The organism is Streptomyces sp. NPDC001920 (genome assembly GCF_053594495.1).
On record NZ_JBSFEP010000003.1, the window covers coordinates 387,302 to 400,800 of the forward strand.

General features: G+C 73.0%; 9 protein-coding genes. 8 read left to right on the plus strand and 1 reads right to left on the minus strand.

What is annotated here, in order from left to right:
• Positions 1–317 precede the first annotated feature (317 nt).
• The gene (locus tag ACWCPI_RS07040; protein ID WP_451037104.1) at positions 318–1,550 is read left to right on the plus strand and encodes a DUF2690 domain-containing protein; all 1,233 of its coding nucleotides are present in this window, start codon (positions 318–320) and stop codon (positions 1,548–1,550) included.
• Between the two features lie 584 nt (positions 1,551–2,134).
• The gene (locus ACWCPI_RS07045; protein ID WP_451037105.1) at positions 2,135–3,124 is read left to right on the plus strand and encodes a malate dehydrogenase; all 990 of its coding nucleotides are present in this window, start codon (positions 2,135–2,137) and stop codon (positions 3,122–3,124) included.
• A gap of 369 nt (positions 3,125–3,493) precedes the next feature.
• Here the strand turns inward: ACWCPI_RS07045 and ACWCPI_RS07050 are convergent, their stop codons facing one another.
• A complete protein-coding gene (locus tag ACWCPI_RS07050; RefSeq protein WP_451037106.1) occupies positions 3,494–3,622 on the minus strand; it encodes a hypothetical protein in 129 nt (42 codons plus the stop codon).
• 623 nt (positions 3,623–4,245) lie between these two features.
• On the opposite strand from ACWCPI_RS07050, the gene ACWCPI_RS07055 reads away from it, so the two are divergent.
• The 6 genes from ACWCPI_RS07055 (at position 4,246) to ACWCPI_RS07080 (ending at position 13,452) form a co-directional block, all read left to right on the plus strand.
• Positions 4,246–4,968: a Crp/Fnr family transcriptional regulator gene (locus ACWCPI_RS07055; RefSeq protein ID WP_451037107.1), complete on the plus strand. Its 723-nt coding sequence runs from the start codon at positions 4,246–4,248 to the stop codon at positions 4,966–4,968.
• 178 nt (positions 4,969–5,146) lie between these two features.
• Positions 5,147–5,980, plus strand: coding sequence for a hypothetical protein (locus ACWCPI_RS07060; protein WP_451037108.1), 834 nt, complete (start codon positions 5,147–5,149; stop codon positions 5,978–5,980).
• 5 nt (positions 5,981–5,985) lie between these two features.
• Positions 5,986–8,658 carry a hypothetical protein gene (locus tag ACWCPI_RS07065; RefSeq protein WP_451037109.1) on the plus strand — a complete coding sequence of 891 codons (2,673 nt, stop codon included), beginning with the start codon at positions 5,986–5,988 and terminating at the stop codon, positions 8,656–8,658.
• Positions 8,651–10,360 carry a hypothetical protein gene (locus ACWCPI_RS07070; protein ID WP_451037110.1) on the plus strand — a complete coding sequence of 570 codons (1,710 nt, stop codon included), beginning with the start codon at positions 8,651–8,653 and terminating at the stop codon, positions 10,358–10,360. The genes ACWCPI_RS07065 and ACWCPI_RS07070 overlap by 8 nt, the downstream gene beginning before the upstream one ends.
• The gene (locus ACWCPI_RS07075) at positions 10,357–10,908 is read left to right on the plus strand and encodes a Pycsar system effector family protein (protein WP_451037111.1); all 552 of its coding nucleotides are present in this window, start codon (positions 10,357–10,359) and stop codon (positions 10,906–10,908) included. Before ACWCPI_RS07070 ends, ACWCPI_RS07075 begins: the two co-directional genes overlap by 4 nt.
• Positions 10,909–11,178: 270 nt before the next feature.
• A complete protein-coding gene (locus ACWCPI_RS07080) occupies positions 11,179–13,452 on the plus strand; it encodes a VWA domain-containing protein (RefSeq protein WP_451037112.1) in 2,274 nt (757 codons plus the stop codon).
• Positions 13,453–13,499 lie beyond the last annotated feature (47 nt).

The following is a 13,499-nucleotide window of genomic DNA, read 5'->3' on the forward strand; positions in this document are numbered from 1 at the left end:
TGCGAGGAAGTCGTTCGACAAGCGGGCTAGCGTGGTCGTTCGGGACGGTCCGGGGCGTCCCGCGTGTCTGCAAGGGCTTACTGCCAGGGTTGCGTCGGCCGGCCGGGGGCGCCGGTGGAACACTGGACGCGGTCGATCGGGCGTGCAACGGTGCATGCCCACGGCCCCAATGCTCCCGTGCGCCCCCACCCCGGGAACTGAGATCCTTACTGGGCGCATCCCTGTGGGTAGCCACATCGGGGACTCGGCAGAGGGCGTCACGCGCGGGGGGAACGCGAGAAACACCAGCACGAACCGGGGGGAAGAGGGGGGAAGCAATGCCTCGTTGGAAGGACTTGCCGGATGAACTCGATCCGCAGGTCAGGGAGTTCGCGAGCCAGCTGCGGCGGCTCGTGGACCGCAGTGGTCTGAGCATCGCGGCGGTGTCCGACCGCACCGGATACAGCAAGACGTCCTGGGAGCGGTATCTGAACGGGCGGCTGCTCGCGCCCAAGGGCGCGATCGTGGCGCTCGCCGAGGTCACGGGCACCAACCCCATCCATCTGACGACGATGTGGGAGCTCGCCGAGCGGGCGTGGAGCCGTTCGGAGATGCGCCACGACATGACCATGGAGGCGATCCGGATCTCCCAGGCGCGCGCCGCGCTGAGCGAGTTCGGGGCGCCCCCGGCGAACGCCAAGGGGAACGCGAAGGCGGGCAAGGCGGTCCGCAAGGGCGGCAGTGTCACGGCGACCCCCGGAGTGGCGGGCCCGGCGGGTGTGGCACCGACGGTGCCGCCCTCGGTGCCGGTGCAGCCGACGGCGCCGGAGGTGCGTGACTCGGCGGTGCGGGGGTCGGGGGGTGACGTCCGGGAGGACGGCTCCTCCGAGGGCAACTCGTGGGGCCTCGCGGGGTATCGGGGGCCGTCGCCGACGGGCGGCCGTACGGCGATGCCGTCCGGAGCGCCGGGAACGGCCGGGACGCCCGGCGGCACGGGGACGCCCGTGCCGGGGACGCCGAGTCCGTACGGTGAGCCTCCGCGGGGGCCTCGTGCGGGGCGTGGGGCGTCCGGCGGCGGTGGCAAGCGGCGGCTGACGATGTTCCTCGCGGGGGTCGTCGGTGTGCTGGTCGTGATCGCGGCGGTGTTCTTCTTCCTCGACGGCGGCCGCGGCGGCAAGAACGAGCAGGCCGGGAAGTCGCCCTCGCCGTCCGTGACGACCGACCCCGATCTGCCCGCCGGGGTGAAGTGCAGCGGCGACTCCTGTACCGGCAAGGACGCGGAGAGCATGGGTTGCAGCGGTGACCTGGTCACCACGGCCAAGACCGCGACCGTCGGCACGGCCGTGGTCGAGGTGCGCTACAGCGAGGCGTGCGGCGCGGCGTGGGGCCGTATCACCCAGGCCACGCAGGGCGACGAGGTGGTCGTGACGGCCGGCAAGGCGAAGCAGAGCGGTTCGATCACCGTCGCCGGTGACACGATCGCTTACACGCCGATGGTGGCGGTGAAGGACGCGGGCGACGCCACGGCCTGCGTGACGCTGGCAGTGGGCCAGGAAGGGTGCACGCAGTAGAACGCGTGCCGACAGGACCCGGGGGCCGTCCGGTCCCCGGGGTGTGGCATTGAGGGACACGGGTTTCTCGGGGTCCGGGCGCGGGGGCCCGCCCGGCAAGGCCCGGGTGTCGTGGTCTTCCCTCGCAGCCTCTCCCATCCCGGTGTGGCTGCGGCCGGGAGGCTCCGGGGTGGTCCGGGTGGAGACCGGGGAGCGGTGCGCCGTGAGGGGGATGAGGGGCGCGCGGGCCGGATGAAGGGGGGATTTCGGGGCGGTGGTTTCCCGGCGCTGAAAGTTTTCGGGATGAGCAGGAATGGGCGTCGGGAAAGTGGGCACGCGCAACGTACCCCCACGGGAGTCCGGCAATCGGTACCCCCACCCGGCGGCCGCTCCAGTCCCCCCTCTCCCGGACCGGGCGGCCGCCCCCCTTTTCGCCGCAGCGGCGGCCCTTCTGTGGGGTGGGCCACACGGACCCGGCCGTCCGTGATCCCGGATGCGCGATAGCCTGACCGCTGGATCTATCTTGACGCCAAGAGATCGATCATCTGTACGTCCCACCCCTCGGGGCGGGGACGCCCACCGCCAGCTGTCATACGGAGAACGCCATGACCCGCACTCCCGTGAACGTCACCGTCACCGGCGCGGCCGGCCAGATCGGTTACGCCCTGCTCTTCCGCATCGCCTCCGGCCAGCTGCTCGGCGCGGACGTGCCGGTCAAGCTTCGGCTCCTTGAGATCACCCCGGCACTCAAGGCCGCCGAGGGCACCGCCATGGAGCTCGACGACTGCGCGTTCCCGCTCCTGCAGGGCATCGACATCACCGACGACCCGAACGTCGCCTTCGACGGTGCCAACGTCGCGCTGCTCGTGGGCGCCCGTCCCCGCACCAAGGGCATGGAGCGCGGTGACCTCCTGGAGGCCAACGGCGGCATCTTCAAGCCGCAGGGCGCGGCCATCAACGCCCACGCCGCGGACGACATCAAGGTCCTCGTCGTCGGCAACCCGGCCAACACCAACGCGCTCATCGCGCAGGCCGCCGCGCCCGACGTACCGGCCGAGCGGTTCACCGCGATGACCCGCCTCGACCACAACCGCGCGCTGACCCAGCTGGCGAAGAAGACCGGCTCGACCGTCTCCGACATCAAGCGGCTCACCATCTGGGGCAACCACTCCGCCACCCAGTACCCGGACATCTTCCACGCCACCATCGCCGGCAAGAACGCCGCCGAGGTCGTCAACGACGAGAAGTGGCTGGCCGACGACTTCATCCCGACCGTCGCCAAGCGCGGCGCCGCCATCATCGAGGCCCGTGGCGCCTCGTCCGCCGCGTCGGCCGCCAACGCCGCCATCGACCACGTGCACACCTGGGTCAACGGCACCGCCGACGGCGACTGGGTCTCCATGGGCATCCCGTCCGACGGGTCCTACGGCGTGCCCGAGGGTCTCATCTCCTCCTTCCCGGTCACCACGAAGGACGGCAAGTACGAGATCGTCCAGGGCCTGGAGATCAACGAGTTCTCCCGCACCCGTATCGACGCCTCCGTCCAGGAGCTCGCGGAGGAGCGCGAGGCGGTCCGCTCCCTCGGCCTCATCTGAGTCACCCCGCACGACGGCCGCAGGCCCCGCTCCGGAGCGTCCCGGGCGGGGCCTGCGGCCGTTCGCCGACTGGTCAGGGCCTTGGCCCTCCACCACTCGCAGCGAGTGCTCGCGCGCCTGACGCAGCGCCCGTCGGGCGTGGCCGCCTGCCTCGTCGTACCGGTCCCGTCGCCGATGTGACAGGGCCAGGCCCAGCAGACCGTCCGGCTCGGTCCGTCGGCCCCGTGCGCCCCGGGCCAGGCCGGGAGGACCGAGGGCCCGCCCGCCTCCGGCGCCCCTCCGCCGCGCACCCGTCAGCCTCCGGCACCCGGTCGACGCACACGAGTGCGCGGTGCGCGGCGGCGGACGCGGTGAGCACCCCGGCCCGGGTCAGGGGCGCCCCGGAAGCCGCACCACGGCGGAGGCGTCGTCGGTCCGGGCCACACGCAACCGGGTCAACTCCTCAGCCCCCGCGGACCGTTCCAGGGCCTCGACCGGCACCACCCGGCGGGCCGCCATGAAGGCGCGGTCGGTACGCCCCCCTGCCGCAGCCGGCCCAGGTCGCCGCCCGCGCGGCCGGACGGGCCATGATCCCGCCCCCGCGACCTGCGCGTACAGGTTTCCCCAACATTCCCTCACGCCCGTCCTGGAAGGCTGACCGTGTCACACGGGGCCGCGACCACGGTGGCACCCCTCACGATCCGCGAGCGCAACCACCGCAGGGCATCGGAGCGACAGCCGTGAAGGTCTCGACGTTTTCCCCTCCCACACATCTCGCGGGGCGCACGGTCCCCTCACCTCCCCACCACCACGTCATCACCGCTGTCACAGCCCAAACCCGAGTTTGCGCCAACTCTCCGTCGACTGGCCGAACTCCGGCGCCGATACGCCCTGTTGTTCGAGCGTCGGGTCTGACCTCACGGTCGATCCCCCGGTCGCGGACGTGGCGCGTGTCACCTGCCGTGGATGCGGAGGCGCAGGCTCCGCGGGGTCGGGATGGCCGCGGGGCGACCAGCCTGGCATTCCGCAACTACCGGCCGGTACCCCTGGTATGGCGCAATCCGCTCGTCCCGAACGTTCGCCCTGCCACCATCGACACCCATCGAAATTCCAGGCGTCCGGACTGCGGCGGGGGGCTGGCCATGGGGCTGCTCGGAAATGAGCTGGCGTTCGCGCACACGCTGACGCCCCAGGAGCGCGAGAGCGTCATGGCTCTCGGCAATCGGAAGAGCTACCCGGCCGATACCCATCTCCTCACCGAGGGTGACCGTTCCAGCCATGTCGTGATCGTAATTCGGGGGTGGGTGACGGTGTCCGTGGCGACGGACCGCGGTGCCACCCGGCTGATACTCGGCCTGCGCGGACCGGGTGAACTGCTGGGCGAGATGGCCGCGTTGGACCAGCACCCGCGCAGCGCCACCGTGCGCGCGCTGGGCCCCATAGAGGCCCAGGTCATATCCGGGGACGCGTTCCGTCGCTTCCTCGCCCTGCACCCCCGGGTCAGCGGCCTGGTCATACGCCAGCTCACCTCCCGGCTGCGCAGCGCCGACCAGGAGCGGTCCGCGCTCGCCTCGCTCACCGTGCTGCAGCGCCTGGCCGGCCGACTGGTCGAACTGTCGGGAGTCGACCCCTCCGGCCCCTACGCCCCTTCCGGCGCGGGCCGCCCGAACGGCACCGCCGTCTCCGGCCCCGTGGTCCACCTGGCCCAGGACGAGTTGGCCGCCACGGTAGGAGCCACCCGCGAAGCCGTCGCCAAGGCCCTGCGGCTGCTGCGCACCCAGAACATCGTCCGCACCGGCAACCGGATGGTGGAGATCCTCGACCCCGCGCTCCTCGCCCTCCTCGCGGACGGCCATCAGGAGTAGACCCACGCCTCGCCGTGTGTAAACGGCTACAGACGCCTCTCGTCCCGGGCCCGACCCTGAAGGGACGGCCCTCCGCGGACCACCGCCGTCGCCCAGCGTCCTGGCCGGCTCCGCGGACCACTCATCGGCAGGACGAACCATCACTTCGGCAAGCGAACGGAAGACGCAGGGGGCACGGGTGAACCACGACGCATCAGAACTCACCGAAGCGCACTACGAGTTGGTGATCAGCGTCGACGCCAGACGGTCCGGCGAGTACGACGACGTCGACAAGCCGCGTATGCGCGCCCGGATCTACCGGGTGCTGGAGACGGCCTTCACACACGCCAAGGTGGCGCGCGAGGCCGTGCACCTGGAGGACCGCGGCGACGGCGTGCTGCTGTCGGTGCCGGGCCGGATCGCGGCGAGCCGGCTGCTCGGTCTGTGGCTGGTCGAGGTGCACGAGAAGCTGCGGGACGAGAACCGTGACCTGGCCGTTCCGCTCGGGCTGCGCATCGGCATGCACGTCGGACCGGTCCGGCACGACGGCCGGGGCATCAGCGGACGCGCCGTCGACCTGGCCTGCCGGCTGGCCGACTCCTCCGTCGCCCGGGACCTCCTCGACGCCGAGAAGGCCGACCTCGTGCTGGTGACCTCCGGGTCCCTGTACGAGGAAGTGGTCAGCGCCGGTGGCAAGTTCATCGAGCCCGCGCACTACGCCCCGGCCCGGCTGCGGCTCAAGGAGGGGGAGGTCACCGCCTGGTTCCACCTGCCGGGACGGCCCGCTCCGGTGATCCACCAGGCCGTGGCCGGCCCTCCGCCCGCCCTCGCCGAGGCCCTCGCAGACGCCCCCGGCGACGGCGGCGAGGAAGACTTCGAGGTCGTGGACATGACCGGTGAAGCAGCCCCTGACCTCGGCATTCATCCGAAAGTCAGCCGGGACACGTTCCATAACGAGCACAACGTCTACCACGGCAACGTGCGGATGGGCGGCGGCGCCACCCACCACGGCACCGAGCCGCGAAAGGGCTGAGGCGGGTGAGCGACGACGAGCAGGCGGGCGGCGGCGCCGACGACGCCCCCGAGCAGCCCGGCGCGGCACGGTCGTCCGACGACGACAAGAAGGCCGGTGACGGCAAGCGCGGGGCCGGCGACGGCAAGCGGGCCGGGGACGACAGGAAGCAGGACCGGGACGACCGGTCCCGGAACGACGACGGCGCGTCCGACGAGGAGAAGTCCGCGCAGGACGAGGAGGCGGAGAAGGAGAGGGAGCGGCAGGAGGAACGCGAGCGTGCCGCCGGGCGGTTCAAGGAGCGCACCCGTGACCCGCTCGCCGACGACCAGGGCGAGGACGGGCCCACCGATCTCGCCGCCGCCGCGCGCACCCGCCGGGCCACCCGGCAGCTCTTCGACGTCCGCCGGGACCTGATCAGCTTCGCCCACTCACGGCTCCAGAACGCCCACATCGGCGACAACTTCAACCTGCTGCTGGGCACCGGCCGGACCGGCGCCGGCATGCGCAGCGGCCCCGTGCCCGAGGAGGAGCTGCTCAGGCTCCGGCGGGCCCATGTCGAGCCGCAGGGCTATCTGCGGCTGCGCGCCGCGCTGCGCGCCCGGCGGCTGCTCGTGCTCGGCGCCGCGCCCGGCACCGGCCGTACGAGCACGGCGCTGTCGCTCCTCGACGAGGTCACCGTCCCCCAGCTGTCGGCTTCGCCCGAGCCGGGAGGCGACGGCGGCACGCCGGGCGGCGCGGCACCCGAGACCACCGCCGGCCCCCGGGTGCTGCGGGTCGACCCGGAGGGCGGGCCGCGGCAGCTGGCGCAGATGCTGGACGGCGAGGGCGAGGAGAACCGGCGCGGCACCGGCTATCTGCTGGAGCTGTCGCTCACTCGGCCCGGCGCGCTGCCTCCGGACGAGATGGACCTCGACGAGCTCGCCGCCGCCCTGTCCCGCCGCGAGGCGTTCGCGGTGATCGTCGTGACGGTCGGGTCGGCGGCCAATCCTCTGCTGGCCGGGCGCTACGGCATGCTCTGCCCGCCCGCGCCCACCGACGAACTGCTCGCCACCCGGCTGCGCGAGCGGCTGGAGGAACGGGCCGCCCGGACCCGGGAGGACGACACACCGCTGGAGGACCTGCTGGCCCGCGCGGAGGACCTCGCGGCCGGGGACGACGTCACGGAGGCGGTCGGGCTGGACGATCTGCGTCCCGCCGAGGCCGAGTTGCTGGCGTCCCTGCTGGCCGGGCATGTCCTGGGAGACGTCTCCTACGAGGAGTTGCTGTCCGGCTGCCGCAGCATCGCCGCCGAGCAGGCCCAGGAGTGGTTCGCCGGAGTGGACCGCGCGTTGACGGCGGTTGCGGACCAGCCGGAGCGGGCGGACCGCGGCGCGATGCGGTCGGGGGCGGCGACGCTGTTCCACCCGGTGGCCTTCCGGATCGCGCTCGCCGTGCTCGGCGGAGCCTCGCACAGCGCCGTGGCCACCGCCGCCCAGCTGCTCACCTGGGAACTGTCGGTGCAGTCCGACCCCGACAACACCCCGGCGCGACCGTTGTTCTGCGACGACCCGGAAGCCGACGTGGCGCTCTCCCGCGCCGAACTCACCGACGGCAAGGTCGAGGTGGAGGGGCACGACGTGCCCGCCCGGCTGGTCTTCTACCGGGGGTCCGCCCTGCCGTCCGCGGTGCTGACCGAGCTGTGGGACCGGCACTTCCCGGTCCGGGCGCCGGTGGTGCGCTGGCTGCGGCAGCTGGCGGACGACCCCCGCTCCCAGGTGTGGATGCGTGCCGCGGTCGCGGCCGGGGAGCTGTGCGTACGGGACTTCGACCACGGCTACACCGAGCTGGTCCGCCCGCTCGCCGAGGCGACCACCCACCGGCGGCTGATCTTCGCGGCCACCACGCTGGACCAGACCGCCGGTCACGCCTCGCACCGCAGGACCGTGCACAAGCTGATCGGCGACTGGAGCAGGAAGGGCACCCCGTCCCAGCGCTGGACCGCCGCGTGGACGCTGGGCTACGGCAACGCCGCGGCCACCACGGACGACGCCCTGGACGCCCTGGCCCGGATCGGGGTCCGGGACGACGGCGAACTGGTCTCCGTCGCCTCCCACAACGTCGTACGGCTGCTGGTGCTCCCGGACGCCGCTGAAGTGCTGGCGCGGATGGCCGAATGGACCCACCACAAGCGCGAGCCGTACCAGGACCTGGGGCTGGCCGCCACCGTCCGGCTCGCCCTGACGACGGTCGACGAACTGCTGATGGATCCCGACTCCCTGGCGGACGACTGCGCTTCGCCGTGGGGGGACTGCGGGGACTGGCCGCTGGTGCTCGCGCTCGCCGCCGTCCGGCCCGAACTCGTGGATCCGATGGCGGACCTGATGTGGTCCGCGCTGAACACCGCACGGTCCAAGGACGTGGCGATGGACGCGCTGGAGCAACTGCTGCGCTCGGCCGAGCGCAAGGACGGCACCGAGTGGACCCGGCCGGGGCTGGCGGAACTGCTGCCCGCCCTGGCCACGGAGGAGCACGACCGGCGGCGGCTGGACTGGCTGCTGCGCCGCATGATGAACGACCCGGAGAAACCGCTCCCCGAGCCGAAGGCGCGCGACCTGTGGTGGCTCGCCGTCGAACCGCGGGAGAGACCGCGCCAGGCAGTGCCGCGCCAGGACAGGACGCGTCGGGACAGGACGCGCGAGGAGGAGAGGTATGGCTGAGAACGAGGACGGGGCGGCCGGTGCGGACGGGTCGCAGAGCAGCGCGTCGGTGGGCCCCGCGGGTCCGTTCCTTCGGGACTTCGGCACCCTGGCGGACGGCTACCCGCGGGTGAGTCCCCGCTCGGCGGTGGTGCAGTTCTACCGGAACGGCGGCTACACGGTGAAGCGGGCCAACGGCGTCCAGCACGTCGACAAGCCCGTGCTGGCCAGACCGCACAGCATCTGCGAGATCGCGCTCGGCACCTATGTGACGCCGCTGCAGATGGAGTTGCCCGCCGCCGGCGGCACCACCTTCTTCAAGGCCGAGGTGGACATCGAGTGGTCCGTGACCGATCCGCATCTGGCCGCCCTGGAGGTCGTCACCGATGTCGCGGGCCGGCTGACCTCGCCGGTACTGGAACGGCTGCGCGAGGTCACCACCACCTACCGGGTGACCGAGGCGGAGCAGGCCAACCGGGCCATCACCCGTGAGTGCGCCGGCGGCCGGTGGGCCGACCTGGGGTCCGAACTCGGGCTGAGGGTACGGCTGTACGTGCGCCTGCGGGTGGACGACCGGACCATCGAGCACGCCGATGAGGAGCGCAACGCCCATGCCCGGGCCAGGATGCTCCGGCTGCGGCAGGACTCGTACCGGCGCATGCTGCAAGGCGGGGATCTGGAACAGCTCAGCTTCATGCTGGCGGCCGATCCCGAGGGTGCCAAGGACTTCCTGGAGAAGATCCGCCAGGAGGGAAGGCAGGACGAGAAGGACCGGGTGGCCCGGCTCTTCGCCATGGCCGCGAGCGGCGAACTGGCCACCGCGGACGTGGAGACGCAGGTGCTGAACCTGCTCAACCGGGGCGACGGGCGGCCGGTGCTGGGGCCCATCGGGACGGCGCCCGTACGCAGGTCCCGGGAACTGGAGGCGTCCGCCGCCGACCGGCCCTTCAACCCGGACTGGGCGTCCGACGAACCGCCCAGGCGCCCGCCCCACCGGACGGCACCCACCCGAGGCGGGTCCGAGCGGCATGGGCCCGGCGGACGGGAACGGGACGGAAGCGAGCCGTATTCCGAGGACGACACCGCCGACACCGCCGACACCGCCCACGCCGCCTACGACGAGCCGGGCACCCGCACCCGGCGCCGCGGCCACCGGCCGGACTCCTACCGGCCGGAATCCTACCGGCCGGACTCCTACCGGGCCGACGGCCGCGACGACGACGGCTTCGACGAGCCGCGCACCGCGGCCCGGCAGCGGCCGTACCGGCAACATCCCTACCCCCAGGACCCGGACCACGACGACGAGCCGCGCTCCCGCGGCCGGGGTCCGGCCCACCGGTCCGAGCCGTACCGCACCGACGCGGACGCCTACGACGACGGCGGCCCCGCCGGGGGGCGCCGCCGCCCTCGCCGGCCGGAACTCTCCGCCGGGGAAACGGACTTCGACCGCGAGGCGGACGAGCGCCGCGACGGCCGCCGGGGCCCGGCCCACCGGTCCGAGCCGTACCGCACCGACGCGGACGCCGACCACGACGGCGGGGGCCCTCGGACGTATCGGCCGGAGCCGTACGACGCGGACGGTGACCCCGATCGCGACGGCGGGGGCCGGCGGACGTATCGGCCGGAGCCGTACCCCCCGCAGGACGAGCGGGAGTGGGACCGGCCGCGCCGCCGCAGGCGGGCCGAGGACGACGGCTGGTCCTGGGCGGAGGAGGACCGATGACGGCCGACGACCGGGCCGGGACTTCCCCCGACCCGGCCGTGACCGTGCCGGACGGGGGTCGGCACTGTCACGACCGGGCGGGGGAGCGCATCGCCGAGCGGCTGCTGACCACGGTCCGGGAGGACCTCGGCCGCGCCGACTCCAAGGCGGCGGTGCTGCTGTCGGGGACGCTCGCGCTGCCGGCCTTCCTGGCCGGGTGGCGCGGCACCCCCGCCTGGGACGGGATCGCCGACGTGACGCTGGTCCTGTCCGGGGTGTGCTGGGCCGTCGCGGTGGCCGCGCTGGTCGGGGCGCTCATGCCGCGCACCGGCACGGTCCGCGGCGGGGACGGGCTGACGTACTTCGGTGACCTGGTGGGGCCCCGTGACGTCGCGGGGCTCTCCGCCCGGGTCGACGAGGCCGGGAGCGATCCGGCCAGGTGGCTCCTCGTCCAGGCCGTGGACGTCAGCTCGATCCTGTCCGCCAAGTACCGGGCCATCCGCTGGGGCGTGGGCTCGCTCGCCCCGTCGGCGGCCCTCGCCGTGGTCTGGGGGCTGACCGCGGGCTGATCACGGACGGCGCGCGCGACACCGGTGTACCACCGCCCGCACGCCAACGCTTCACCGCACATGACACCGGCACGCACCAGGCACGCCGCCCGGCGCGTCACCACCTACGCACCACACACGAAGCACGATCCACGCACACGTGCGCCGGCACGGATCCGAAGCACACACCGGCGCGAACCTCACGCACGAAATTCGAGCACCAACTTCACGAAGACCAAGGGGACGGCCGTGGGAAGAGTCACGGGAAAACGGCAGACAGGAAGGCCAGGGGTGCGCCGCGCCGCGGCCTCGGTGCTGGGCGGCACCGCGGTGTTCGTGTCCCTGCTGGCACCGGCCGGTCAGGGCCCGGTGCCGGCGGCGGAGACCACACGCGCGTTCCCGGCGGTCAACTACGCGGTGGCCGTCGACGAGTCGGCCAGCCTCGCACCCGAGGACATGAAGGCGGAGAAGGCCGCGGCCAAGCGCATCGCGCTGGGCGACGTCTCCTCGTCCTCACAGGTCACGGTGTTCGGCTTCGCCGCCGCCGAGAAGCGCGGCCAGCGCGCGGTGGACCCGGTCTGCCCGCGCACCACGCTGGACGCGGCAGGCCGCGAAGAGGTCGGCAGGTGCGTGGACGAACTGCGCAGCCGCAAGAAGAGCGAGGGGACCGGCACCGACCTACCGACCGCCATCCGGCAGGGCATCGACGACCTGACCGACGGCTCGGACGCCTCGGTGCCCCGGGTGCTGTTCCTGCTGACCGACGGCAAGATGGACGTCAGGCACAGCTTCAAGTACGGCGACCCCGCGCACCGCGTGGCCGAGGGCGAACGGCAGCTGGCCGAGGCGCTCGACGAAGCCGCCGCGCAGAACGTGCAGATCTGGCCGCTGGGTTTCGGATCCGACCCCGACAAGAAGCAGCTCGACCAGATCGCCGCCGGCGGCTACCAGAAGGGCTGCGTGGAGCTGCCCTCCGCGAAGCCCAGGGCCCACAAGGTCGACGGGGCGAAGGACGTCGGCACCACACTGGAGAAGATCTTCGCCGCCGCTCACTGCCTGCGTCACGAGGAGGGCCCCAGCAAGCGACCGCCGGCCACCCTGGAGATCGGCATCTCGCCGCTGGCGACCGTCGGAAGCATCGTCGTCGACAAGGGCGACCCCAAGGTGAAGATCACCTACATCGACCCGGCGGGCGACGAGGTCCCGACCTCCGAGGAGACGTTCAAGAAGTCCCGGTTCGAACTCGCGGGCGCCACCGGGACGGTCGAGGCGCTGAAGATCGTCGACCCGCTGCCCGGCACCTGGAAGGTGAAGGCCGAGGCCCCGGAGGGCCACCGCTCGCTGCCCGTCGCCGTCAGTGTGCTGTGGCAGGGCGAGCTGCGCGGCGCCATCACCATGGACCCGCCCTCGCCGCAGGCCGGCGAGAAGGTCACGGTGACCATGCGGCTGCAGACGCGCGAGGGCTACGAGATCAAGGACCCGCGCGACTACGAGGGTCTGCGGGTGCGCAGCGAGCTGACCGGGGACGGCTTCGCCCCGCTGGAGCTCGACCTCGCCGACGACGGCAAGGCGTCCGACCCCGAGGCGAGCGACGGCTCCTTCACCGGCACCGCGACCATCCCGCAGAAGGCCGACGGGACACTGACGGTGAGCGCCACGCTGACCGCCTCGGGGCTGAGCGCCGACACCCGCAGCGAGACCGGCGAGGTCGCCCCGGGCGAACTGCCCGTCAAGGCTCCGCTCGAACTGCCCGAGGGCGACACCCACCCCGGCGGCACGGTCACCGGCACCCTGGACGTCAGCAACACCACCGACACCCCGCACAAGCTGCGGCTGTCCGTCGCCGACGTCAAGGACGGGCTGCTCTCCGTAGAGCCGAACGAGATCACCCTCAAGGCCGGCGAGCGCGGCACCCGCAAGGTCACGGTCAGGGTCTCCCCCGAGAGCGCCTTCGGTGACCGCCTCGGCGACGGCCTCGACCTCTCCGGCACCTTCACCGTCGTCGACACCACCGACGACCGCACCCTCGAACGGGCCCCCGTCTCGGTACGGGTCACGCCCGAGCCCGGCATCTGGGCGAAGTACTGGTGGGCGTTCGTCGCCGGCGCGGTCCTGATCGGGCTGGCCGCCGCGGCTCTGCTGGCCTGGCGGCGGCTGCGCCACCGCCAGAAGGACCCGTACGGCCTGACGCTCCAACTGCTCTCGGAGGACGGCCGCGTCGTCAACGAGCACCTGGCGGGCCACGGCAACAGCAAGCAGTGGTACGAGTTCACCGTCGTCGAGGCCCACCGCAGCCCGCGCATCGAACGGCGCCCGCACGGGCAGTACGCCGTCCAGCGCAGCCGCGACGGGGGAGCGGTGCTGCGCAAGCAGGGCAGCGGCCGCACCCCGCTGCCCGCGAACGGCCAGGCCCAGCTGACGGACACGCTCAGCCTCGCCCTCGGCGAGGACACCCGGCCCGGCCGCCGCGACCGCCGAAGGCCGCCCACCGCGCCGGCCGGTGCCGGCCCCTCGACGGGGTCCGGCCAGAGCGAGAGCGACAGCCCCTTCACCTCGTACCTGTGACGCGCACACCACGGACGTACCGAGCACGAACCTGCGGCCGACTCGGC